Source organism: Amycolatopsis ponsaeliensis, assembly GCF_030182635.1.
Lineage (GTDB): Bacteria > Actinomycetota > Actinomycetes > Mycobacteriales > Pseudonocardiaceae > Amycolatopsis > Amycolatopsis ponsaeliensis.
In genome coordinates, this window is record NZ_JAPZLD010000027.1 from 16,528 (window position 1) to 38,496 (window position 21,969).

General features: G+C 72.2%; 22 protein-coding genes. 17 read left to right on the plus strand and 5 right to left on the minus strand.

The window, feature by feature from the left end:
* Window positions 1–12: 12 nt before the first annotated feature.
* The 3 genes from QQ657_RS33620 to QQ657_RS33630 are packed head-to-tail and all read left to right on the plus strand — an operon-like array spanning window position 13 to window position 3,132.
* Complete coding sequence (locus QQ657_RS33620) at window positions 13–1,068, plus strand: fatty acid desaturase (RefSeq protein ID WP_284746322.1); 1,056 nt, start codon at window positions 13–15, stop codon at window positions 1,066–1,068.
* Complete coding sequence (locus QQ657_RS33625) at window positions 1,055–2,392, plus strand: O-acetylhomoserine aminocarboxypropyltransferase/cysteine synthase family protein (protein ID WP_284746323.1); 1,338 nt, start codon at window positions 1,055–1,057, stop codon at window positions 2,390–2,392. Before QQ657_RS33620 ends, QQ657_RS33625 begins: the two co-directional genes overlap by 14 nt.
* Entirely contained in the window at window positions 2,389–3,132 is a 744-nt protein-coding gene (locus tag QQ657_RS33630; protein ID WP_284746324.1) for a gamma-glutamyl-gamma-aminobutyrate hydrolase family protein, read from the plus strand. The genes QQ657_RS33625 and QQ657_RS33630 overlap by 4 nt, the downstream gene beginning before the upstream one ends.
* Here QQ657_RS33630 and yczE read toward each other — a convergent pair.
* Window positions 3,129–3,803, minus strand: a complete 675-nt coding sequence (gene yczE, locus QQ657_RS33635; RefSeq protein ID WP_350310724.1) for a membrane protein YczE — start codon at window positions 3,801–3,803, stop codon at window positions 3,129–3,131. The genes QQ657_RS33630 and yczE overlap by 4 nt on opposite strands.
* A 164-nt stretch (window positions 3,804–3,967) precedes the next feature.
* Between yczE and QQ657_RS33640 the strand changes: the two genes are divergently transcribed.
* Window positions 3,968–4,399 (plus strand): nitroreductase family deazaflavin-dependent oxidoreductase, encoded by a 432-nt coding sequence (locus QQ657_RS33640; RefSeq protein WP_284746325.1) that lies wholly within the window; start codon window positions 3,968–3,970, stop codon window positions 4,397–4,399.
* Window positions 4,400–4,419: 20 nt separating this feature from the next.
* On the opposite strand, the gene QQ657_RS33645 is transcribed toward QQ657_RS33640, so the two are convergent.
* The gene (locus QQ657_RS33645) at window positions 4,420–5,430 is read right to left on the minus strand and encodes an alpha/beta fold hydrolase (protein WP_284746326.1); all 1,011 of its coding nucleotides are present in this window, start codon (window positions 5,428–5,430) and stop codon (window positions 4,420–4,422) included.
* Between the two features lie 148 nt (window positions 5,431–5,578).
* Between QQ657_RS33645 and QQ657_RS33650 the strand changes: the two genes are divergently transcribed.
* From QQ657_RS33650 to QQ657_RS33685, 8 genes are all read left to right on the plus strand, one after another.
* On the plus strand, window positions 5,579–6,226 hold the full coding sequence (locus QQ657_RS33650) for a class I SAM-dependent methyltransferase (RefSeq protein ID WP_284746327.1): 648 nt from the start codon (window positions 5,579–5,581) through the stop codon (window positions 6,224–6,226).
* Window positions 6,227–6,325: 99 nt separating this feature from the next.
* Window positions 6,326–9,100, plus strand: a complete 2,775-nt coding sequence (locus QQ657_RS33655; RefSeq protein WP_284746328.1) for an AfsR/SARP family transcriptional regulator — start codon at window positions 6,326–6,328, stop codon at window positions 9,098–9,100.
* A 74-nt stretch (window positions 9,101–9,174) separates the two neighbouring features.
* On the plus strand, window positions 9,175–9,357 hold the full coding sequence (locus QQ657_RS33660) for a hypothetical protein (RefSeq protein WP_284746329.1): 183 nt from the start codon (window positions 9,175–9,177) through the stop codon (window positions 9,355–9,357).
* 59 nt (window positions 9,358–9,416) lie between these two features.
* Entirely contained in the window at window positions 9,417–13,247 is a 3,831-nt protein-coding gene (locus tag QQ657_RS33665; protein ID WP_284746330.1) for an SGNH/GDSL hydrolase family protein, read from the plus strand.
* Between the two features lie 25 nt (window positions 13,248–13,272).
* The gene (locus QQ657_RS33670) at window positions 13,273–13,683 is read left to right on the plus strand and encodes a peptidase inhibitor family I36 protein (protein WP_284746331.1); all 411 of its coding nucleotides are present in this window, start codon (window positions 13,273–13,275) and stop codon (window positions 13,681–13,683) included.
* Window positions 13,684–13,715: 32 nt separating this feature from the next.
* Window positions 13,716–14,621 (plus strand): hypothetical protein, encoded by a 906-nt coding sequence (locus QQ657_RS33675; RefSeq protein ID WP_284746332.1) that lies wholly within the window; start codon window positions 13,716–13,718, stop codon window positions 14,619–14,621.
* Between the two features lie 289 nt (window positions 14,622–14,910).
* On the plus strand, window positions 14,911–15,327 hold the full coding sequence (locus QQ657_RS33680) for a hypothetical protein (protein ID WP_284746333.1): 417 nt from the start codon (window positions 14,911–14,913) through the stop codon (window positions 15,325–15,327).
* Between the two features lie 13 nt (window positions 15,328–15,340).
* The gene (locus tag QQ657_RS33685) at window positions 15,341–16,216 is read left to right on the plus strand and encodes a hypothetical protein (protein WP_284746334.1); all 876 of its coding nucleotides are present in this window, start codon (window positions 15,341–15,343) and stop codon (window positions 16,214–16,216) included.
* A gap of 77 nt (window positions 16,217–16,293) precedes the next feature.
* Here the strand turns inward: QQ657_RS33685 and QQ657_RS33690 are convergent, their stop codons facing one another.
* Both QQ657_RS33690 and QQ657_RS33695 read right to left on the minus strand, forming a co-directional pair.
* Window positions 16,294–16,485 carry a hypothetical protein gene (locus QQ657_RS33690; RefSeq protein ID WP_284746335.1) on the minus strand — a complete coding sequence of 64 codons (192 nt, stop codon included), beginning with the start codon at window positions 16,483–16,485 and terminating at the stop codon, window positions 16,294–16,296.
* A 23-nt stretch (window positions 16,486–16,508) separates the two neighbouring features.
* Complete coding sequence (locus tag QQ657_RS33695; RefSeq protein WP_284746336.1) at window positions 16,509–16,922, minus strand: DUF5994 family protein; 414 nt, start codon at window positions 16,920–16,922, stop codon at window positions 16,509–16,511.
* Window positions 16,923–17,131: 209 nt separating this feature from the next.
* On the opposite strand from QQ657_RS33695, the gene QQ657_RS33700 reads away from it, so the two are divergent.
* A complete protein-coding gene (locus QQ657_RS33700; RefSeq protein ID WP_284746337.1) occupies window positions 17,132–18,280 on the plus strand; it encodes a N(5)-(carboxyethyl)ornithine synthase in 1,149 nt (382 codons plus the stop codon).
* Window positions 18,281–18,463: 183 nt separating this feature from the next.
* On the opposite strand, the gene QQ657_RS33705 is transcribed toward QQ657_RS33700, so the two are convergent.
* Complete coding sequence (locus QQ657_RS33705; protein WP_284746338.1) at window positions 18,464–18,913, minus strand: DUF6292 family protein; 450 nt, start codon at window positions 18,911–18,913, stop codon at window positions 18,464–18,466.
* A 166-nt stretch (window positions 18,914–19,079) separates the two neighbouring features.
* Here QQ657_RS33705 and QQ657_RS33710 point away from each other — a divergent pair, with 166 nt between their 5' ends.
* From QQ657_RS33710 to QQ657_RS33725, 4 genes are all read left to right on the plus strand, one after another.
* Window positions 19,080–19,700: a hypothetical protein gene (locus tag QQ657_RS33710; RefSeq protein ID WP_284746339.1), complete on the plus strand. Its 621-nt coding sequence runs from the start codon at window positions 19,080–19,082 to the stop codon at window positions 19,698–19,700.
* A 19-nt stretch (window positions 19,701–19,719) separates the two neighbouring features.
* Window positions 19,720–20,286, plus strand: a complete 567-nt coding sequence (locus QQ657_RS33715) for a sigma-70 family RNA polymerase sigma factor (RefSeq protein WP_284746340.1) — start codon at window positions 19,720–19,722, stop codon at window positions 20,284–20,286.
* Between the two features lie 165 nt (window positions 20,287–20,451).
* Window positions 20,452–21,177 carry a GAF domain-containing protein gene (locus QQ657_RS33720; RefSeq protein WP_284746341.1) on the plus strand — a complete coding sequence of 242 codons (726 nt, stop codon included), beginning with the start codon at window positions 20,452–20,454 and terminating at the stop codon, window positions 21,175–21,177.
* A gap of 42 nt (window positions 21,178–21,219) precedes the next feature.
* Window positions 21,220–21,954 (plus strand): GAF and ANTAR domain-containing protein, encoded by a 735-nt coding sequence (locus tag QQ657_RS33725; protein WP_284746342.1) that lies wholly within the window; start codon window positions 21,220–21,222, stop codon window positions 21,952–21,954.
* Window positions 21,955–21,969: the final 15 nt, after the last annotated feature.

Consider the following 21,969-nt stretch of genomic DNA (forward strand, 5'->3'; position numbering starts at 1 on the left):
CAGGGAGGACGCGTGCCGGACACCACGTGGGCGTTCGACGGGAAGCGGTACCGGATGCACCGCTTCCCCGGCGAAGTCCGGGCCCGGATGAAACCCCTCAACCGCAGCGACAACTGGCACGCCGGGCTGGCCTGGCTCGAGGACGCCTGCTGGATCGCGGCGTGCGTGTGGCTGTGCGTCGCGGTTTCGTGGTGGTGCTACCCGCTGGCGGCGCTGGTCATCGGCGCCCGCCAGCGGGGGCTGTCCACGATCCTGCACGACTGCGCCCACGGCGTCGGCGCGGCCGATCACCGGGTGCGGATGCTGCTCGGCACCGTGCTCACCGCCTACCCGATCTTCCAGCAGCACTACGCCTACAAGGTTTCGCACGTGTTCACCCACCACCCGCGGCTGGGCGATCCGGACCAGGACCCGGACCTGCGGTTCTTCATCGAGCAGGGTGCCTACCGGGCCGCCTCGCCGCGGGCCTACGTCCGCCGGGTGGTGCTGATGCCGCTGTTCGGCACGCAGACCTGGGCCTACCTGCGGTACCTGGTGCGCAACCGGTACTGGGTGCTGCGCGCGGGCCGCTCCCGGGAAACGTCTCCGGTGCAGCCCCGCAAGCGGCTGCTCGACCGCGCCGGGTTCTGGACGTTCTGGGCCGTCGTCGCCGGTGTCTGCTGGTCTCAGGGCTGGACGATGGAGCTGCTGCTGTTCTGGTTCGTGCCCTACCTGACGAGCTTCCAGATCCTGGGCTGGTACATCGAGCTGTCCGAGCACACCCCGCTCGTGCGGGACTCCCGGGTCGATCTGTACATGACGCGCAACCGCAAGAGCCGCGGCTGGGAGAAGTTCCTCACCGGCATCCACAACGACAACTACCACCTGGAACACCACCTCGATCCGCGCACGCCGTTCTGGAACCTCGGCAAGGCACGGCGGGTGCGGCTGGCCGACCCGGACTACGCCGCCGTCGACGCCGTGCTCGGTGGGCTGTTCACCCGGGGCCCGCGGGGGCAGCCCAGCGCCGTCACCGCGATCGTCACGTCCATGTCCGAAGCGAGGGAGTACGCCCATGCCGGTCAGTGAACGCACCGCCAGCGCGCCGAAGGACTACCGGCGGCGCGAGTCCGCGGTGCTGCACGCGGGCGCCGAGCTGCGCACCGGCCCGACGGCCCCGGTGATCACCCCCATCTTCCAGACGGCCGCCTACGAACTGCCCGGGACCGGTGCCGCCGCGGGCATCTTCGAGCTCAGCGAGGACGGCCACGCCTACACCCGCCTCAACAACCCCACCTGCGACGTGCTCGAAGCGCGGATCGCGGCAGTCGACGGCGCCCCGGCGGCGCTGGCCGTCTCTTCCGGCCAGGCGGCGACCACCGTCGCGTTGCTGAACCTGTGCCAGGCCGGGGACAACATCGTCAGCTCCGACGAGCTCTACGGCGGCACGTGGAACCTGCTGGCCAACACCTTCGCCCGGTTCGGCGTCGAGACCCGGTTCGTCAGCCCGGAGGACCCGAAGAACTTCGCCGCCGCCACCGACGAGCGCACCCGCTGCTACTTCGGCGAAACCCTGCCCAACCCCAAGCTGCGCATCTTCCCCATCGAGGACGTCGCCGGGCTCGCGGAGCAGGCCGGCGTGCCCCTGGTACTGGACAACACGCTGCTCCCGATGGTCTGCAACCCGCTGGAGTTCGGCGCGAACATCCTGGTGTACTCGGCGACGAAGTACATCGGCGGGCACGGCAGCGCCCTGGGCGGCCTGATCGTGGACGGGGGCACCTTCGACTGGACCCGCCACGCCGGCCGGCACCCGCTGCTCACCGAACCCGACGCCGCACACGGCGGCGCGGTGTGGACGGAGGAGGGCGCCGGGCTCGACAGCGCGCTGGGGCGCAGCCCCTACCTGCTCAAGGCGCGGGAAACGATGGTGCGCGACCTCGGGCCGTGCCTGAGCCCGTTCAACGCTTTCCTGCTCATCCAAGGGATCGAGACGCTGCCGTTGCGGATGCGGGCCCACGGAGAGAACGCGGCCGCGGTGGCGCGGTTCCTCGACGCGCACCCCGCGGTGGAATCGGTCCGCCACCCGAGCCTGGCCGGCGGCGAGCAGGAGGAGCTGCTGCGGCGCTACCTCGGCGGCAACGGCGGCCCGCTGGTGCAGTTCGAGCTGATCGGCGGGCAGGAGGCGGGCAGCCGGTTCATCGAAGCCCTCCGCTTGTTCGCCCACGTGACCAACATCGGCGACGTCCGGTCCCTGGCCACGCATCCCGCGTCGACGACCCACGCCCAGCTGCCGGTGGCCGACCAGCTCGCGGCGGGTGTGACGCCGGGTTCGGTCCGGTTGTCGCTGGGGTTGGAGCATCCCGATGATCTGCTGGAAGACCTTGCCCGGGCGTTGGAGTGTGCGCGGTGAGCCGCCCGCTGATCGCGCTGGCCGCGTCGGAGGAGATGGTCGACGAGGTGTCGCACGTCGCGGTGCGCGAGGTCTACATCCGGGCCCTCGAAAGGGTTTCCGGTTGTGCCGTCGCCGTCGTCGGCGGTCCCGCGCCGTACCTCGCGGAGCTGCTGGACCGGTTCGACGGCGTCGTGTTCGGCGGCCACCAGACCGACGTGCAGCCCGCCCGCTACGGCGGCCCACCCCGGCTCGCCCCGGCGGACCCGGCCCGCGACGAGTTCGCGCTGCGGGTGCTGCCCGCCGCGTTGCGGGCGAAGCTGCCGGTGCTGGGGATCTGCCGTGGACTGCAGGAGCTGAACGTCGCGTTGGGCGGCACGTTGCGCGACCTGACCGGCGACGACCACCGCGAGGACCTTGCGGAGCCCAGGGACCGGCAGTACCTGCCCGCCCACGAAGTCCGCCTCCGCGAGGGCGGTGTGCTGCGGCGGCTGCTGGGCACCTCGGCCGTCCCGGTCAACTCGCTGCACCACCAGGCCATCGACCGGGTCGCGCCGGACCTGCGGGTGGAAGCGGTGTCCGCCGACGGCGTCGTCGAGGCCGTCTCGGCGCGGGCCCCGGCGGGGTTTTGCCTTGCCGTGCAATGGCATCCGGAGTGGTACGCGGGCACGGACCCGGTCTCCGCCGCGCTCTTCCGCGAGTTCGGCGCCGCGGCCCGGCTCGCGGTCGGCCGCCGGTCGCAGCTGGCGGCGGCCGGCTAGTCCGGCTTTCCCTTGCCCCGCCCCATGTCCAGCAGCGGCATGAACAGGTGGGCCAGCGGCCCGATCGCACAGGCGTACAGGATGGTCCCGATGCCCACGGTCGCGCCGAGCAGGAACCCGATCACCAGCACCGCGATCTCGATGCCCCAGCGCACGGCCCAGATCGGGTGCCCGCGCTCGGCGAGCCCGGTCATCAGCCCGTCCCGCGGCCCCGGCCCGGCCTGGGCGCCGATGTAGCAGCCGGTGGCGAACCCGTTGAGCAGAATGCCCGCGACCAGCACGGCCCAGCGCAGCCACAGCTGCCCGAACGGCGGCAGCAGCGCCAGCGTGACGTCCATCGAGGTGCCGACGAGCAGCACGTTGCACAGCGTGCCCAGCCCCGGCTTCTGCCGCAGCGGGATCCACAGCAGCAGCACGGCGGCGCCGATCAGGTTGGTCCAGACGCCGATGCTGAGGCCGACGGTGCGGGTCAGCCCCTGGGCGAGCGCGTCCCACGGCTCGACGCCCAGCCCGGCCGCGACGACCATCGCGTCGCTGATCCCGTAGAGCACCAGCCCGCTGAGCAGCTGGAACCCTCGCCGCGCCGGCCTGCCCGGCGGCACCAGCGGCGACTGCAGCAGATCGGCCCAGCGTCGCGTTCCCGGCCCGCTCCGGCGGTCGGACGCACTCACGACGACACCACCGTCCGGGCCGGTCCTTCCTGCCGAGTCGACACCACCGGTGCGGACCGGCGGTCCCCGGTGATTCTACGGAAGGCGGGCGTCCCCGCAGTCTGGTGCGGCGGCGCGCGTCACAGTGGGGAATGAGGTCGGGATCCGCGGTGTTGATCTAGGGCATGTCCGACGAAACCGCAGAACTCAGTCCCACGGAGTGGGTGCAGGACCAGACCAAGACGATCCTCGAGACCGGAACCACCGAGGGGATCGAGGTGCTCGGGTCGCCGATCGTGCTGCTGACGCTGCGCGGCGCGAAGTCCGGCAAGCTGCGCTACACCCCGGTGATGCGGGTGGAGCACGCCGGCAGCTACGCCGTGGTGGCGTCCAAGGGCGGCGCTCCGGAGCACCCCGTCTGGTACCACAACATCAAGGCGCACCCGGAGTTCCCGCTGCAGGACGGGACCGTGACCAAGAACTACGCGGCGCGCGAGGTCGAGGGAGCCGAGCGGGCCGAGTGGTGGGAGCGCGCGGTGGCGGCGTACCCGTCGTACGCCGAGTACCAGACGAAGACCGACCGGCAGATCCCGGTGTTCGTGCTCGATCCGAAGTAACGCTCCCGGGGAGCGATGGGTCACAGGAGTCCGGCGGTCGCGGCGTGCGCCGCGGCCGCCGCTCGCGACGAAACGCCCAGCTTGCCGCGGATGTTCGACACGTGCCGGTGCGCCGTGTGGGCGCTGATCCCGAGCCGGCGTGCGATCTCTTGATCGCTCAACCCCTGCGCGACCAGGCGAAGCACGTCGAGTTCGCGTTCGGAGAGGCGCGGCGAACCGGACCGGCGGGCCGGCCGGCCGGCGCCGAGGAACTCCCGCACGGCACGCGTGAGCGATTCCACATCGCCGCGCCAGGGCAGGTGGTCGGTCCCGTCGAGGGGGACGAAGGTGGCGCCCGGGATGCGGGCGGCGACGTCCTGGCCCAGGGCGAACGGGATCGCGCGGTCTTCGCGCCGGTGCAGGACGAGGGTGGGGACCTCGATCGTGTCCAGCCGGTCCCGGACGTCGAACGCGTACACCGCCGCGAGCGAGCGCACCGCCTTCTCCGCGGTGAGGGCGCCGCGCTGGAACCGGACGAACTCGTCGCGTTCCGCCGGGGTCGCGGTCGGCAGGAACAGGTCGGCGAGGATCCGGGAGCCCACGCCCCAATGCCGTTCGACGAGCGCCAGCAAGGAGTCCCGCGCCTCCGCCGAGGCGATCTCGGCGCCGCGGGCGTAGCTGCCGTACAGGACGAGCCGTTCCACGCGGTCCGGGTGGGCCGCCGCGTACGCGATCGCGGCGCAGCTCCCGGACGAACCGCCGAACAGGGTCACCTTCGCCCCGGCCGCGTCGACGACGGCGCTCAACGCGGCGACCTCGTCGGCGAGCGAGGTGACCAGCGGCCCGGCGGGGTCGGACATGCCGACACCGGGCCGGTCGTAGCGGACGAGCGTGAACCGGTCGCCCAGCAGCTCGCCGAACCGCCGGAACAACGGGTTCCGCCAGTCCAGTTCGAGGTGCCCGCACCACCAGCCGCCGACGACGAGGGGCGGGCCCGTGCCGACGGTGGCCCAGGCGACCGGACGGTCGTTCGGGTCACCTGTGAAACGCACGACTTGCCCCGGCATTCCCGCAGCTTAGGCCGTCTCGCGACCCCGCGTGGCCCGTTCCGGCCAGCACCCGGAATGGCACGACCGGGTGATGCGGTGGGCGGCCGCTGGCTGGTGTGCTGCGTCCCATCGGCGGTGCGAAGGAGGAGCGATGGCCGGAGGGGACAGCGTGGGGGTACGGGACGGGCTCGGGGAACGGTTCGGGGCGGCGCTCTACGATCCGTTCCTGCGCCGGGGGGAGCGGCTGGGCCTGGCCGGCCGGCGCACGGAACTGCTGCGGCGCGCGCACGGACAGGTGGTCGAGATCGGGGCGGGGACCGGGCTCAACGCCGGGCACTACCCCGAGGCGGCGGAGGTCGTGCTGACCGAGCCCGTCCCGGCGATGTACCGGCGGCTCGAGAAGCGGGTGCGTGGCCGCGCCGGCATGCGGCCGGTGCGAGCCTCCGCCGACGCGCTGCCGATGGCGGACGCCAGCGTCGACACGGTCGTGTCGACGCTGGTCCTCTGCACGGTGCCCGACGTCGACCGCGTGCTGGCCGAGCTGGCCCGGGTGCTGCGCCCCGGCGGGCGGCTGCTGTTCTGCGAGCACGTGCGCGCGGAGGACCCGAAGCTGGCGCGAAGGCAGACGCGGCTGGCTAGGCCGTGGGCGGCGTTCGCGCAGGGCTGCCGGTGCGACCGCGACACCGTCGCGCTCATCAAGCAGCGGTTCGCCATCGAGGACATGACCACGGCCCGCTGGCGCGGGATGCCTTCGGTGGTCCACCCGCTGATCATCGGGACGGCGACGCCTGCCCGGTAACGCTTGAGCCGCCGATCGTGTGAATTCGGTACATTTCGGCCCCTACCCCCGGGCGACGGGTTTTGATGTTCGGCAGTGACGTCACAGGGGGGTGGCGAAATGCTGGAAATCCGTTTGCTCGGGGAAGTTTCCCTGCTCGTCGACGGGCGCGCGGTCGATCTGGGGCCGGCCAGGCAGCGATGCGTACTGGCCGCGCTGACGCTCGACGCCAACCGCGTCGTCTCGATGGACCGGCTGACCCAGCGGGTCTGGGGAGAGCGTTTTCCGTTGCGCGCCCACAAGACCTTGCTGAACTACCTTTCGCGACTGCGCAAGGTGCTGCCGGCGGCGGAATCCGTGGGTATCGGCCGGCGGTCCGGTGGCTACTGCCTGACGGTGCCGGACGACGCGATCGACGTTCACCGGTTCCGCGACCTGCGCGAGCGTGCCCGGCTGCCGGCCGCCGACGACCGGCGGGCGACCGGGTTGCTGGAGCAGGCACTCGGGCTGTGGCAGGGAGACGCGCTGACCGGCGTCGACGGCCACTGGGCCGCGGGCGAACGCGACCGGTTGCACCTGGACCGGCTGAGCGCCGAATGCGACCTGACCGAAGTCCTGCTGCGGCTCGGCCGTGGCGAAAGCCTGGTGGCCGACCTCGCGGTGCGGGCCGCCCAGCACCCGCTGGACGAGCGGGTCGCCGGCCAGTACATGCTGAGCCTGGGCGCGGCCGGGCGGGCAGCCGAGGCCTTGGCGCACTACCGGCGCGTCCGGGCGCGGCTGGTCGAGGAGCTCGGCGCCGAGCCCGGCCCGCAGCTGAGCGAGGTGCACCAGCGGATCCTGACCGCGGAACCGGGTCCGGCCCGGCGGCCCGGCCGGCCGGCGCCGATGCCCCGGCAGCTGCCGGGGCCGCCGCCACTGTTCACCGGCCGGGCGCGCGACATCGAGTCCCTCACCGAAGTCCTGGACCCGGGCACCGGTGTGGCGATCGCGGCCCTGGCCGGTGCCGGAGGCATCGGCAAGACCTGGCTCGCGCTGCACTGGGCGCACCGGAACCTCGGCCGGTTCCCCGACGGACAGCTGTTCGTGGACCTGCACGGCTTCAGCCCGGCCGGCCGGCCCCTGTCCGCCGACGCCGCCGTGCGCGGGTTGATCGACGCGTTCGGCGTCGCTCCGTCGGACATCCCGGTCGAACCGCACGCCCAGAGCGCCCTGCTGCGCAGTCTCGTCGCGGGAAAGCGCTTGCTGATGGTGCTCGACAACGCGACCGACACCGAGCAGGTCGCCCCGCTGCTGCCGGGCAGCCCCGGCTGCACCGTGCTGGTGACCAGCCGGCGGCGCCTGACCGGCCTGGTGGCCGGCCACGGCGCCCACCCGCTGACACTCGGCGTGATCACCGACGCCGAAGCGCGCGCACTGCTCGTCGCCCGGCTCGGCGCCGAGCGGGTGACGGCCGAACCCGGTGCCGTCGAAGAACTCCTGGCCCGCTGCGGTGGTTTCCCGCTGGCGCTCAGCATCGTCGCCGGGCGCGCCCTCGCCGGCCCGGACCTCCCGCTGGCACGACTGGCCGCCGAACTCCGGGAAGCGGGGCTGGACGCGTTGACCGACGGCGATCCGGCCGCGGACCTGTCCGCGGTCCTGTCGTGCTCCTATCGCTGTCTCGAGAAGGACGAGGCGAGGGTGTTCGCCCTGCTGGGCATCGCCCCCGGCCCGGACATCGGCGCCGAGGCCGCGGCCGCCCTCACCGGACTGCCCCCGCTGCAGGCGCGGGTGGTGCTGCGGAGCCTCGAACAGGCGTCGCTCGTGACGCAGGACCAGCACGGCCGCTTCCGGATGCACGACCTCGTCCGCCGGTACGCCGCCGCCTGCGCCACCGAGGATGTCGCGGACGCCGAGCAGGTGGCCGCGGTACGCCGGCTCGTCGGCTTCTCGCTGCACACCGCCTACGCCGCCGAGCGGGTGCTGTACCCCCAGCGCCCGCCGATCGACCTCACCTGCCCCGCGCCCGAGCACGCCCTCCGCCCCGTGACCGGGTACGCGGACGCGCTGGCCTGGTTCGACGGCGAACACCGGTGCCTGCTGGCCCTGCAGCAGGCCGCGAGCGCGCGGGGGTGGCACCCGGCGACGTGGCAGCTGGCCTGGGCCCTGACGACCTTCCACACCCGGCGTGGCTTCTTCCACGACGACTTCGAAGCGTGGCAGCTGGCGAAGACCGCGGCCGACCGGCTGGGGGACACCGCCGCCCAGGCCCAGGCGTACCGGAACGCCGGGCGCACCTGCATCTGGCTGAACCGGCCCGCCGAGGCGCTCGGTCACCTGCACCAGGCACTGGCGCTGACCGAATCCACCCGCGACGGCCACGAGCAAGCCCACACCCACCGCAACCTCGCCCAGGTGTGGGCGAAGACCGGCGACCACCGGCGGGCGCGCTACCACGCCGTCCACGCCCTGAACCTGCTGCAGGGCCTGGGAAGCCCGGCGGCAGCGGCCGACGCGTACAACCAGGTGGGCTGGTATTCGGCGCTGCTCGGCAACCACGAGGCGGGCCGGACCCACTGCGAGGCGGCGCTCGCCCTGCACCGCGATCACCGCGACCGCGAAGGCGAAGCGGTGGCCTTGCACAGCCTGGGGTACATCGCCCACGACAGCGGTCACCACGCCGACGCCGTCAACTTCTACCAGCTCGCCCTCACCCTGTTCCGCGCCATCGGCAACGCCGACGAGGAAGCCACCACGCTGGACGACCTCGCGTCCTCGTACTTCGCTTTCGGCCACCACCGGCAGGCCCGCGCGATGTGGCGCCAAGCCCTCGCCCTGTACCTGGCCCAGCATCGCGGCACCGACGCCGCCCGCACCCGGGAACGGCTGAGCAGCCTCGCTCACCTGCACATTGTGTGAATTCGCGGACGTTTCACCCGCGGGCCGGTGCATCGTCTCGACGCAGGAGCCGCACCGGCTGGGGGAGACGATCGATGACCGGCACCAAGAACGGGCGACGGGGAACGGCCCGCCTGGCGGGCGTGGGGTCCGCCGAGGCGACGGTCCGGTGGCGCAACGGCGGGTGGTGCGGCAGCGCCGCCGCGAACGCCCCGGTGCACGGCAACAACCCGGCGACGGGCCACGACCCCGACCCGGACCTCCCGCCCTGCCCGTGACCTCCGCGCCGGGGTCACCCGACGCCGGCGAGCCATGCCGAAACATCTGGGGAGTCGTCGTGCGCACACCGTCACGGCCACCGGGCCGTCGAACGACCACCGCTCTGCTCGCCCTCGCGCTGGCGTCGGCCGCCCTGGTCGCGCCGGCCGGGGCGGCCGACGCGTCACCACCCGGCGCGGCCGCGCCGGAGGCACCAGCCGGCTCCGCCGTTCCGGTCGCGAAGCGGGCGGAACTCCTCGGGGACGGCTGGCGCGACACGGCGGACAAGGCGGTCGTGACGAGCGGGGACGCCACCGGCCTGCACGTCCTGACCGCCGATTCGGCCGACGGGTACGCGTGGCGGACGGTCGCGACCCTGTCGGAGCCCGGCGTCGAGACCGACCAGTGGATCGGGAACACGTGCGTCACCGGGTCCGGGCAGCGCGCGGTCGTCGTCTACGCCCCGCGTCACTTCACCAACCGTGACTACCTCGCCGACCGCGGCGCCTTCACCGCCGTGGTCGACCTGGTGAGCGGCGCGGTCACGAAACTGCCGATCACGACCAGCCTCGCCTACTTCAACCCCGGCTGCGGAGCCGGCGAGACGGCGGTCCTGACCGAGGGCGGTGGCGACACCCTGGCGAAGACCCGGCTGCACGTCCTCGACACGGCCACCGCCAAGCTCGACGCGCCGATCGTGGTCGAGGGCCAGGTGACCTCGCCGCTGCCCACCGGCCACGGCGTCGTCGCGGCCATCGGCAACGCCGTGGTGTCGGTGCCGCCGTCCGGGCACACCTCGGTGCTCGCCGAGGCAGCGGGCACGCCGTACCGGCTGGCGGCCGACCACGACGGCGGCGTCGTCTTCCTCGAGAGCGGGGACAACCAGCAGGCGCAGGCCCGCCGCTTGGCGTTCGACGCCGCGGGCGCGACGAGCACGACCACGCTCGCCACCGGCGACCGCACTACCCTGGGCGTCGCCACCGCGGCACACGGCAGCGTGGTGCTCACCGGCACCGGGACCCGCGCGCAAACCGGCGCGCTGCCGGGAAGCGTTCGCGTGCAAGGCGTGCCCCGCACGGCCCGGATGTCGCTGACCGGCGCGATCGCGGTCACCGCCGTCTCCCCGGCCGCCCGCCGGGACCCGAAGCTCGCGCCGGCCGACCGCGCCGGCGAACAGCCGGTCGACATCACCGCGACCGCATTGGCGACCGGCAAGGAGTTCACCCTGACCGCCCGGCCCACCGCGACGGGCGGGGCCGGCGGCGAACTCGGTCCCGCCCTCGCCGCAGCCGTGGCCGCGGGTGACCCGGCCGACCCGGCGGACGCCGCCCTGCGCACGTGCGCGGTGTCCCGCAACGACCCGCACGACCAGGCGATGCAGCCCAAACCGCGGCAGGTCGAGTGGGCGGTGGACCAGCTCGTCACCGAAAGCCTGCACGTCTCCCGGCCGGCGAACTGGAAGAACCTCGGCATGCCGGCCTACTCGGTCGACAGCGCGGGACAGACGGACCTGGCCGGTGGCGGCCACATCCCGGCGCAGATCCTGCTCGGGATCAGCCTCGCCGAGTCGAACATGTCCCAGGCGGCCTGGTACGCGGTCCCCGGCGTCACGTCCAACCCGCTCATCGGCAACTACTACGGCGTCAAGGACCGCTCCGGCGACGTCTCCGAGTGGCAGATCGACTTCGCGCACGCCGACTGCGGCTACGGCGTCATGCAGGTCACCGACGGTATGCGGCTCAACGGCCAGGCGACGGCCGACCAGCGTGCGATGGCGCTGGACTTCGTCCGGAACATCCTGCAGGGCCAGCGCATCCTGGCCGGCAAGTGGAACGCGCTGCACGGCGACGGTGTGCTGCTCAACGGCGGCAACCCCGCCTTCCTGGAGAACTGGTTCCTCGCCCTGTGGGCCTACAACTCCGGGTACTACCCGAAGAGCGACGCGGGCACGCACGGCGGCACCTGGGGCGTCGGCTGGTTCAACAACCCCATCAACCCGCGCTACGACAAGGGCCGCGCGCCGTTCATGAAGAACCCCAACGACGGCACGCACCCGGGGGACTGGCCCTACCCGGAGAAGGTGCTCGGCTACGCGGGCTATCCGGTCCAGCTCATCGAAGCGCCCGGCGTCATGGTCCCGGCCTTCCGCCCGGCCGGCTGGAACAGCGACCCCTACAAGGATTCGGTGAAACCTCCGGTCGGCCAGTTCTGCGGCGGTTCCAACGAATGCAACCCCGCCAACGCCGGCACCGGCGTCGACCCCTGCCTGCGCGCGGACTTCCAGTGCTGGTTCCACGTGTCCACCGCGTGGAAGCCGGGCTGCACCCCGGACTGCGGCATGCAGTTCATCCGGTTCGACCCCGGCTACGCCTACCAGGACGACGGCACCGCCTACCCGCCGAACTGCGGCTTCACCGGCCTGCCCGACAACGCCCGGATCATCGACGACGTCGGGGCGGGGGTGCCGTCCGTCCGGCCCTCGTGCTCCATGGCCTACGACGAGGCCGGCGGCTTCCGGTTCGACTTCGCCTCCGACGGGGCAGGCACGTACCGCAGCAAGATCGACCTCCACCAGCTCGGTACCGGCTTCCGCGGCCACATCTGGATGAGCAACACGTACGCCACCTCGATCATGCGCGCGAGCGGCACGTGGAGCTGGCGGGACGCGGTCGGCGGGTGGGGCCGCATCCTGGTGCACCTGCCACTGGTGGGCGCCCGTACCCAGCAGGCCCGCTACGAGATCGACCTGAACGGCGACGGCGTCTTCGACAAGACGCGCTACCTCAACCAGGAAATCCAGCGCAACGGCTGGGTGTCGCTCGGCGTCTACAACCTCACCGGAGCGCCGAAGCTGCGGCTGTCGAACATCACCGACGACGGCCAGGGGACCGAACGCGTGGCCTGGGACGCCGCGGCCGTGCAGCCGCTGCCGCAGAAGCCGCAGCACATCGTCGCCGCGCTGGGCGACTCGTACGCCTCCGGCGAGGGAGCGGGCAACTACTTCGCGGAATCCGACAGCAACCACGGCACGCACCGGTGGAACGCGTGCCGGCGCAGCGCCGACGCGTGGCCGAGAAAACTGGTCCTGCCGGGCACCGCCCAAGGCCTGGGCGGCTTGTCGGACAGCTTCAACCCGAACTTCGAACTCGGCTTCGTCGCCTGTTCCGGGGCCAAGACCTGGAACGTCACCGGCCTGGACGGCGGCACCCCCGTCCAACCACGGTCCTGGGCCCACCCCGACGACTACGACACCGGCGACGGCCAGTTCCACGAGATCGCCCAGCTCGACTCCGGCGTGCTCGACGAGAACACCACGCTGGTCACGCTTTCCCTGGGCGGGAACGACGAAAACGCTTTCGTCAACGCGGTGACCGAATGTTCGGGGCTCGGCAGCTGCGCCTCCGACTCCGGCTACGTCCCGCGGTACAAGACCATCATGGACCGCACGAAGACCAAGCTGGCCACCACGGTCTCGCTGATCCACGGCAAGGCACCGAACGCCCAGATCGTCCTGCTGTCCTACCCGGAACTCTTCAGCCGGACCGTGAAGTGCGCCGGCTCGGGGTATGTCGACATGCCGGAAGTGGCAGCGCTCGCCGAGCTGGCCGGGTACCTGGCCACCAAGCAGAAAGAGGTCGCGGACGCCGCCGGCGCGTCAGTTTACGCGGCGAGCACGATCGGCGACTTCGCCGGACACGGTGGCTGCGACTCGGTCGAGTGGCTCCACAAGATCAGGATCGGCGCGAACGGCGAAGGCGACTTCCACGCCGGCGACAAATCCAGCCCGTTCTGCTTCGGGTTCTCCGAAGTGGCCTGCCTGAGCCGGGAGTCGTTCCACCCCAACGGGGCCGGCACGACGGGTTACGCGACGGTGCTCCGCCGCAAGCTCGACGAAATCGGTTACCGCTGAACCGATCACGAGAGGAATTCCGAAAATGAAGAGATTTCGCAAACTCGCGACGACCACGTTCGCGGTGCTCACGTTGGCGCTGGCGGGCACAGTCGACGCCACACCGGCGCTGGCGCAGAGCGGCTGCCCCTACTACAACTACTGCATCTGGGTCGACGTCAACTTCACGGGTCCCTACTGCTGGTGGGCAAACAACGACGGCAACTACTGGAACGACTGGTGCGCCGGCGGTGGCGGCAACGACCATCTGGCCGCCAACGCGGCGACCTCGTGGTACAACCACGGCGCTCCGGCGGAGTTCGACTCCGTCCGCTCGTTCCAACAGGCGTGGGGCTCCGGAGACGCGACCTGGGTTGCCTTGCGCGGCTTCAAATCAGGCTGGGTCGGCGTCGTCGACAACGACGATGCCGAGTCTCACTACTGGTACAACGGCTGACTGCCCGGCATTCGATCCGAGGAGAATTCCGCATGAACAGCACAGTAAAGCCGGCGTGGGGCGTGGTCGTCGTAGCGGCGGTACTGGCGGTTCCGGCCTGCGCGGTGTCCAGCGCGAGCCCGGGGCCCGCACGGCCGGAGCCCGCACTCGCGTCACTTCCTCTGGTGAAGTCCTATCAGGACATCCACTTCCCCCTCGACGCGTATCACCCGTCGCCCGCGGAGAAAACCACACTGGCCCGCGCCGGCGACGTCCTGGTCCGGGAGTGCATGCAACACTACGGCTTCGACTTTCCCCTGCCCGACCGGACCACTGCGGCACAGCCGGCCGACCGACGGATCGGCCTGGTCGACGCGGCCGAAGCAGCCCGCTTCGGCTACAAGCCGGCCGACTTCGACGAGTACGCCCAGCGTGTCGACGAGGCGAAACACAAGCAGGTCAAGTGGCCTGCCGAGATGCTGGCCGTGCTGGACGGCACCGGCGCGGCCCGCGTGAACGGCATCGACGTGCCGAAGGGCGGCTGCAACGTGGAGGCGCGCACCCGTGCGGGCACGGCTGCGGCGGGCGAGCCCGGTGACGAGAACTTCGTGATCCGCCTGGAACAGGAGGCGGGCAGCCAGGCCGGGAAGGACAGCCGGCTCCAGGCCGCCTTCGCCAAGTGGAGCGAGTGCATGGCCGAGTCCGGCTTCACCTACCGCGATCCCTGGCAAGCGAACAACGACCGGGCGTTCGCCGACGGGAAACCGTCCACGCAGATGATCACGACCGCCACGGCCGACGTCGCCTGCCGCACCAGGGAGAAGGTCAACAGCACTTGGGTCGCGGTCATCACCGCCTACCAGAACCGCGCGATCACGGAACACCAGGACGCACTCGCCCAGCACCGGCAGAAGATCCAGAGCCAACTGACAACGGCAACCCAGCTGCTCGACAAGTGACAGCCGGCCGGCTCGGACGGGCGCTCGAGGCCTGTTCGAGCCGGCCAGAGGTCCGGCCTCAGGCCCCTTGGTTTCCGATCTCGACAAGCCTACGCAGCCGTACGGTGCGGGCGACCGGCGAACGTCCTCGACCTTCTGCTCAACCGGCCATCGCGCGAACGGCGAAGGCGACTTCCACAGCGGGGACAAGCCCAACCGGCACGACGGGTTACGCGACGGTGCTCCGCCGCGAGCTCGACGAAATCGGCTACCCCTGATCACCCGGTTCTTCCGAAGAAAGGAAAGTGCGATGAATCGTGCCCTGGCCGCCGCGGCGGCCCTGACACTCGGGGTGGCGTCGGTGACCGTCGCCGGCGCGCCACCGGCCGCCGCGGCCTGCGCCCTGACCTACTACTGCGGCTACGACGGAGTCGACTTCGGGCCCGCGGAGTGTGTCTGGACCGGCAGTGACAGCAACTACAACAGATCGCGGTCCTGCCTGCACCTCAACGGGATCCGGAACGGCTCGTCCAACGACATGATCAGCTCGTACCAGGACTGGGGCACCGGTACCTACAACTGCCTCCGGTCCTTCGCCAACGCGAACTACGTCTCGGAGACGTGGTTCACCACGAGTGAGTTCGTCCACCCCGGCAACGGGACGGACAACTGGGTCGGCACACCCGACAACGACAAAGCATCCAGTCACTACTGGCAGAGCTGCTGAGGAAAGGGTCACGATGAGCAAGAAGATCCTCGCCGCGCTGGGTTTGCTCGCGCTCGGCGTCTCCGGCTGCGGAGTGGCCACCGGCGCGCCACCGCAGACGGGAGAGCCCGCGCTCGGCGCCCTCCCGGCGGTCACCGGCTACGCCGCCGTGCAGTTCCCGCTCGACGCGTTCCGCACCCGGCCCGACGAACTGCTCACCCTGGGGGTGGCTCATGACCGGGCGCTCCGGAACTGCTTCGCGCGGTACGGGATCGACTACCCGCTTCCCGAGCGCGTGATCACCCCGGACTTCGACCGGCCGATCGGCGTGGTTTCGGCCGCGGACGCGGCGCGGTTCGGGTACAAGAGCCCGCACACGGCGGACGTGGCGGCCACGGACCGCGCGAAGTCGGCCGAGAAGCCGATGGACGCCGTGGCGCTGGGCGTGCTGAGCGGCACCGGGAAGAGCACCGTCAACGGCGTGGCCGTCCCGGCCGGCGGCTGCGCGGTCCAAGCCCAGAAGGAGCTGGGGAACCGGAATCCGCGCCAGGAGAACCTCGTGATCGGCCTGGCGTCCGAGTCCTACGCCGCGGCGAAGGGGGACAGCCGGGTCCGCGACGCGTTCGCCCGGTGGAGCCGCTGCATGTCCGCGGCGGGCTTCGACTACCGCGATCCGCTGGCCGCCAACGACGACCCGGTCTTCGGCACGGGCGAACCCGGTCCGCAGGAGATCGCCACGGCGAAGGCCGACGTCGCCTGCCGGACGCAGGAGAACGTCAGCGGCACGTGGGCGGCGGTCATCACCGCCTACCAGAACCGCATCGTGACCGACCACCACGAGGAGCTGTCCCAGTACCGGCAGAACCTCGAGGCCCAGCTGGCCGTGGCTGCCCGGTCGGGCGGCAAGTAGACCTGGTCCGGGCTCGGACCGCGACTTTCCCGCGGTCCGAGTCCGCGCCCGCGAACCGTGGCGGGGGCGCAGGTGCGTCAGCGGTGGGCGCGGCGCCCGGACGGGTCGTGGGCGCGGGTGCTCGTCGTGCTGTGGCCGCCGCGGCGAGGACCGTGGCCGGCGTCCGTCTCGGGCCGGGCCGGGGGCGAGTACGTCGGCTGCAGGAACAAGCTCCCGTACCGGTCGTCCTGGGGTGCCGTCAGAGCGCCGGGCCGGGGGCTCTCGGCCACCGGGTGGCTGAACAACGGGCTGTCTAGTGCGGAAGTACTGATGAAGAGCTCCTTTCGGACACGCTGCCGGTCGGCGGCGTGGTGGGCGCGGGGGCCGGGGTGGCCTCGTCCGCGCCTTCGGTGAGGGCCTGGCGTGCGGCGCCGGGTTCGGTTTCCGGCGGCACGACCCGCAGGGTCAGCCGGTTGCGGTTCCAGCCGATCACCGTCAGGCTGCCGGCCGCCTGGGACCGGAACCCTTCGAGCCGGACGACGCCGTCGTCGAAGGGGAGGCGGCGGTGGGGCGCCGGCCAGTCCGCGAGGTGGTAGGTGACCCGGTCGATCCGCCCCAGCCGGGCGGTCATCGCGTCGAGCAGCGGGGGCAGCTCGTCGGCCAGGGCACGGCTCCGGGGCCACCACGCGCCGTCGACGGGGCCGGCGGCGGGTGTGGCCGATTTCATCTGCAACCGGGGTTCGGTCTTCGACGAAGAGGTATTCGGGCCCGACGGCATGTCGGTGCTCCCGTCTCCGACCGCTGATAGCGGCCGGACCAGGACCGAGGACGGCGCAGGTTCGAACACTTGCGCACGAAATGCTCCCGGTCACCACCCAGTGTAGCCGACGGCGGCAGCCGGTGTGTTAAGACTGGCACCTAGCAAAGGGGCCTCAGGTGCACCAGCTCAGTCTCGGCGTCATCGCGCGTTCACGCAAAGAGAACGAACGGCGGCTGCCGATCCACCCGGACCACCTCGAGCGGATCGACGCCGACATCCGGAAATCCATCTTCCTCGAACACGGCTACGGCGAACCCTTCGGCGTGCCCGACGAACAGCTGGCCCGCAGCGTCGGCGGGCTGCGCTCGCGCGCGGAGCTCATCGCCGAGTGTGACGTCATCCTCCTGGCCAAACCCCTGCTGGAGGACGTCGCCGAACTCCGCGCCGGTCAGGTGCTCTGGGGCTGGCCGCACTGCGTGCAGGACACCGAGCTGACGCAGCTGGCCATCGACCGGCGGCTGACCATGATCGCCTTCGAGGCCATGAACCACTGGCGGAGCGACGGCTCGTTCGGCCTGCACGTCTTCCACAAGAACAACGAGCTGGCCGGGTACTGCTCGGTGCTGCACGCCCTGCAGCTGATCGGGTCGACCGGCGACTACGGCCGCCGGCTACGGGCCGTGGTGATCGGGTTCGGCGCGACCGCGCGCGGTTCGGTGACCGCGCTGAACGCCCACGGGATCCACGACGTCGACGTCCTCACCGCCCGCGGCCTCAGCGCGGTGGGTTCCCCGATCCACTCGGCGAACATGGTGCACTTCGACCACGACGTGAACCACCCCGGCGACCCGCGGCGCAGCCACGCGCACACCGAGCACGGCCGGGTCCCGCTGGCGGGGTTCCTCGCCGAGCATGACATCGTCGTCAACTGCGTGCTGCAGGACACCGCGGCGCCGCTGACGTTCCTCCTCGAAGAGGACCTCGCCGCGTTCGCGCCGGGCAGCCTCATCGTCGACGTCTCCTGCGACGAAGCCATGGGCTTCAGCTGGGCGAAGCCCACGACGTTCGCGCAACCGACGTTCCCGGTCGGCGACGGCCTCACCTACTACGCCGTCGACCACAGCCCGTCCTACCTCTGGAACTCGGCGAGCTGGGAGATCAGCGAAGCCCTGCTGCCCCACCTGCGGACCGTCCTTTCCGGACCGTCCACATGGGAGGATGACGAGACCGTGCGGCGCGCCGTCGAGATCCGGGACGGCACGATCCGCAACCCCGCGATCCTGGCCTTCCAGCACCGCGCCGCGGCCTACCCCCACGACCGCTGACGGCGCGCGTGGTCAGCCCGCCGACGGGCGGGCGGAACCCCGGGGCGGGGCGTGCGCCGGGCCGGCACGCTCCGCAACTCCGCGATCCTGGCCTTCCAGCACCACGTGGAGCGAGCGGGTCTCCGCCGTCGCCCGGGAAAGCACGGCAATGGCCTACCTACGACCGCTGACCGCTCCGCCTGATCAGCCCGCCGACGGGCGGGCTCCCGGTTCCCGGGCGTCGTGCAGGTAGGGCCGGAGCCGTTCGGCCAGAGAACCCCGGGTCGGGGCGTGCGCCGGGCCGGCACGCTCCGGCCCGGCGGGCCGCCCGGCGGCGGTGTCGGCGACGAACCGGGCGACCGCGCCCGGTGCCGGCACGAGGTCGTCGCCGCCCTGGCGCGCGATGAGGACCGGCTCGTCGGCGGGATCGGTTTCCACCGCGAGTGACCACCCGCGCCGTTCGCTCCACACCAGCATGACGTCGTGGTCGGGCCGGTCGGGCCAGCGCCGGGGCAGTCCGAGGTAGGCGGTCGCCGTGTCGCTGATCTCCACCGTGGTGCTCTCGTCCGGGACGCCCGTGGCGGCGGCGACCGCCCGCACGTATCCGCGCAGGCTGCGCTCGAGGGTTCGGGTGTCGGGTTCGAGGTGCTCCATGTCCGCCACGCTAGAGGGCTTTCGCACGCCGTGCGGGACGAGCACGCGCGGCGACCGCGCCGGGAGGGGGCTAGACTGGTCCCTCCAGCGCCCCAGACCTCGGCGATCCTGATTCCCGGTGCCGGCCCTTCGGTTCGGCACCCGTACGGACGGCGAGGCGCACGCGATGACGGGACGCGTGGTGGTGGTCGGACTGATCGGCCCCGTCTGCGTCCTCGCCACGATCGGCGCCCTGATCCTTCCGTGGGACATCCTCGCCGGCTGGCTCCTGCTCGGCGCCGGTGCCGGGCTCCTCGTGGCGTTCGGCGCTCCCCGGCTCCCGCGCGGGCGGCTCTCGGCGAGCGGGCCCGACCTGCTCGCGGGCGCGGCCACCGCCACCGGATTCCTCCTGGTCTGCCTGGTCGTCGCCGGCCTGCGGAACACGGTGGGCGGCGGCCTCACCGCGGCCGTCCTGATCCTCCTCGTCGTCGCCGGCCTCGTCGCCTCCCACCGCCGCCGGGCGACCCCGCCCGTCACGGCCGGACGGCACGCCGCCCCGGTGCCACGGTCCGTGACGCCCCTCCCGGTGGCCGACATGGCGACCGAGGACCTGTGCGTGGCCTGGCGGCGCAGCTACTTCCTCCTGCACCTCGCGACCGACGAGCAGGCCCGCCGGCTCGTCGTCCAGCGCCGGCAGGACTTCCTCGACGAAATCGAACGCCGGGACCGCCTCGGGTTCGTCCGCTGGCTCGACAGCGGCGCGAAACCCGGCAGCGATCCCGCCCCCTACCTGACGCGCGGGGGCTGACCGAGCGGAAAGGCGCAGCATGGCGAAGGTCGACGGCGCGCTTCTCGCGTCCGCGGTGTCGGGCGATCGCACCGCGACGGACAGGTTGCTGGGCATGCTGCACCCGGTGGTGCTGAGGTACTGCCGCGCCCGGCTGGGCGACCGGCACTACCGCGACGGCGACGCCGACGACTGCGCGCAAGAGGTGCTGCTCGGCGTGCTGGGCGCGCTGCCGGGGTACCGGTACGGCGCCGCCCGGTTCCCGAACTTCGTCCAAGCCGTCGCCGCGCACAAGGTCGTCGACGCGTACCGCCACCGCGGGGACGACGTCAGCGTCCCGGTCCCGGAGTTCCCCCCGGCGCCGTCCGAACTGCCGGAGCCGCACCGCCACGTCGAGGTCCTCGAGCTGCGCCGGCGGGTCCGGCTCCTGCTCGACCTGCTGGTTCCGGCGCAGCGGGACATCGTGGTCCTGCGGGTCATGGTCGGGCTCACCGCCGAGGAGACGGCGGACGAGCTCGGCGTCGCCAGCTCGGGCGCGGTGCGCGTGAGCCAGCACCGGGCGCTGACCGCGTTGCGCCGGCACCTCACCGCCGCGGAGGTGCGGTGACGGGCGCGCCCCGCCGCCGTGACGGCCCGGGTACGCTTCCGGACGCGGCCGCTGCGGCGGCGCTGATCCGGGTCAGGTCGTGTCCGAGTCGGTGGGGCGACCACGAACATCGACTCGAAAGGGACCGGATGTGGCAGCGCGGCGTTCGCCGGTCGGGGACCCGTGGTGGCTGATGTCGAAGTCCTGCGCGCGAGCGTGCTCGCCGCGCTGGGCGAGGTCAGTGCCGGTGGCGGCGTCGACGTCGTGGGCCGGGTGTGCCGGGCGTGCGTGCGCCTGCTGCCGGTGGACGGTGCCGCGGTCTCGGTGATGGCCGACGCCGGAAACCGCGAAGTCGTGTACGCGAGTGACGCGGTGAGCGCGGCGCTGGCGGAATTGCAGTTTTCCCTCGGTGAAGGTCCGTGTTTCGAGGCGTACGTCGCCGGCGGGCCGGTCCTGGTGCCGGACCTGCTCGCCGGGCCGCCCCCGGCGTGGCCGGTGTTCGCCGCCGAGGCCGCGGCGCAGCCGGTGGCCGCGCTGTTCACTTTCCCGGTGCAGATCGGGGCCGTGCGGGTGGCGACCCTCGACACCTACCGGGCGACGCCGGGCTCGCTGAGTGCCGGCGAGCTGTCGACCGCACTGCAGGTGGCCGACATCGCGGCGCTCGCGATGTCGGGGCTCTCGGCAGGCGGTGGCCGCTGGCTCGACGGGGACGGGCGGTGGATGGAAGGCGCGGGCATGCGGTACCGGGAGGTGCACCAGGCCACCGGGATGCTCATCTCGCACCTGGACCTGCCCGCTTCCGCCGCACTGGCCCGGCTGCGGGCGTACGCGTTCGGGCACGGCCGTCCGCTGCTCGAGGTCGCGGGCGACATCGTGGCCGGGCGGACGAAATTGGACGAGGAGTTCCGGTGAGGGTCACCATGGACGTAGCCGAGAAACCGGGAGATGGTGGGCATGGCCGACCGTGAACGACAGGTGACGAGGGCGTTCGTCGCGCTGGCGGACACGCTGGTCGACGATTACGACGTCGCGGATCTGCTGCACACGTTGGTGCAGCAGTGCGTCGAGCTGCTCGACGTCGCGGCGGCGGGACTGACACTGGCCGACGAGCGGGGTGGCCTGCAGGTGCTGGCTTCCTCCACCGAGCAGGCACGGCTGCTCGAACTGTTCCAGCTCGACATCGACGAGGGCCCGTGCGTCGAGTGCTTCACCACCAGCACGCCGGTGCTGGTGGCCGACATCGCCGCGCAGGCGGGGCGGTGGCCGCGGTTCGCGGCCGAGGCGGCCAAGGAGGGGTTCGCGTCGGTGCACGCGGTGCCCTTGCGCCTGCGCAAGCAGACGATCGGGGCGCTGAACCTCTTCGGGCGCAACCCGGGGGAGCTGTCGACCGACGACGTCGCGCTCGCGCAGGGCCTGGCCGACAGCGCGACCATCGGCATCCTGCACGAACGGGCGGTCCGCCAGGGCGAGGTCCTGTCCGAGCAGCTGCAGACGGCGTTGAACAGCCGGGTGATCATCGAGCAGGCCAAGGGTGTGCTCGCGGTCAGCGGGCAGCTGAGCATGGAAGCGGCCTTCGCGGCGTTGCGCGGGTACGCCCGGCGCAACAACGTCCGGCTCAGCGACGTGGCCCGCGCGCTGGCCGAACGCCGGCTCGCGCCCACGGCGGTGCTGGCGCCGTCGGCCACCTGAGCGGGACCGCGGTAC

What these genes read in the sequence shown, in the direction of transcription:
- QQ657_RS33715 (WP_284746340.1), top strand. Translation starts at nt 19,720, where the DNA reads ATGGCGAAGGTCGACGGCGCGCTTCTCGCGTCCGCGGTGTCGGGCGAT.
- QQ657_RS33650 (WP_284746327.1), top strand. Translation starts at nt 5,579, where the DNA reads ATGGCCGGAGGGGACAGCGTGGGGGTACGGGACGGGCTCGGGGAACGG.
- QQ657_RS33625 (WP_284746323.1), top strand. Translation starts at nt 1,055, where the DNA reads ATGCCGGTCAGTGAACGCACCGCCAGCGCGCCGAAGGACTACCGGCGG.
- QQ657_RS33705 (WP_284746338.1), bottom strand. Translation starts at nt 18,913, where the DNA reads ATGGAGCACCTCGAACCCGACACCCGAACCCTCGAGCGCAGCCTGCGC.
- QQ657_RS33670 (WP_284746331.1), top strand. Translation starts at nt 13,273, where the DNA reads ATGAAGAGATTTCGCAAACTCGCGACGACCACGTTCGCGGTGCTCACG.
- QQ657_RS33655 (WP_284746328.1), top strand. Translation starts at nt 6,326, where the DNA reads ATGCTGGAAATCCGTTTGCTCGGGGAAGTTTCCCTGCTCGTCGACGGG.
- QQ657_RS33685 (WP_284746334.1), top strand. Translation starts at nt 15,341, where the DNA reads ATGAGCAAGAAGATCCTCGCCGCGCTGGGTTTGCTCGCGCTCGGCGTC.
- QQ657_RS33725 (WP_284746342.1), top strand. Translation starts at nt 21,220, where the DNA reads ATGGCCGACCGTGAACGACAGGTGACGAGGGCGTTCGTCGCGCTGGCG.
- QQ657_RS33710 (WP_284746339.1), top strand. Translation starts at nt 19,080, where the DNA reads ATGACGGGACGCGTGGTGGTGGTCGGACTGATCGGCCCCGTCTGCGTC.
- QQ657_RS33640 (WP_284746325.1), top strand. Translation starts at nt 3,968, where the DNA reads ATGTCCGACGAAACCGCAGAACTCAGTCCCACGGAGTGGGTGCAGGAC.
- QQ657_RS33675 (WP_284746332.1), top strand. Translation starts at nt 13,716, where the DNA reads ATGAACAGCACAGTAAAGCCGGCGTGGGGCGTGGTCGTCGTAGCGGCG.
- QQ657_RS33695 (WP_284746336.1), bottom strand. Translation starts at nt 16,922, where the DNA reads ATGAAATCGGCCACACCCGCCGCCGGCCCCGTCGACGGCGCGTGGTGG.
- QQ657_RS33680 (WP_284746333.1), top strand. Translation starts at nt 14,911, where the DNA reads ATGAATCGTGCCCTGGCCGCCGCGGCGGCCCTGACACTCGGGGTGGCG.
- QQ657_RS33660 (WP_284746329.1), top strand. Translation starts at nt 9,175, where the DNA reads ATGACCGGCACCAAGAACGGGCGACGGGGAACGGCCCGCCTGGCGGGC.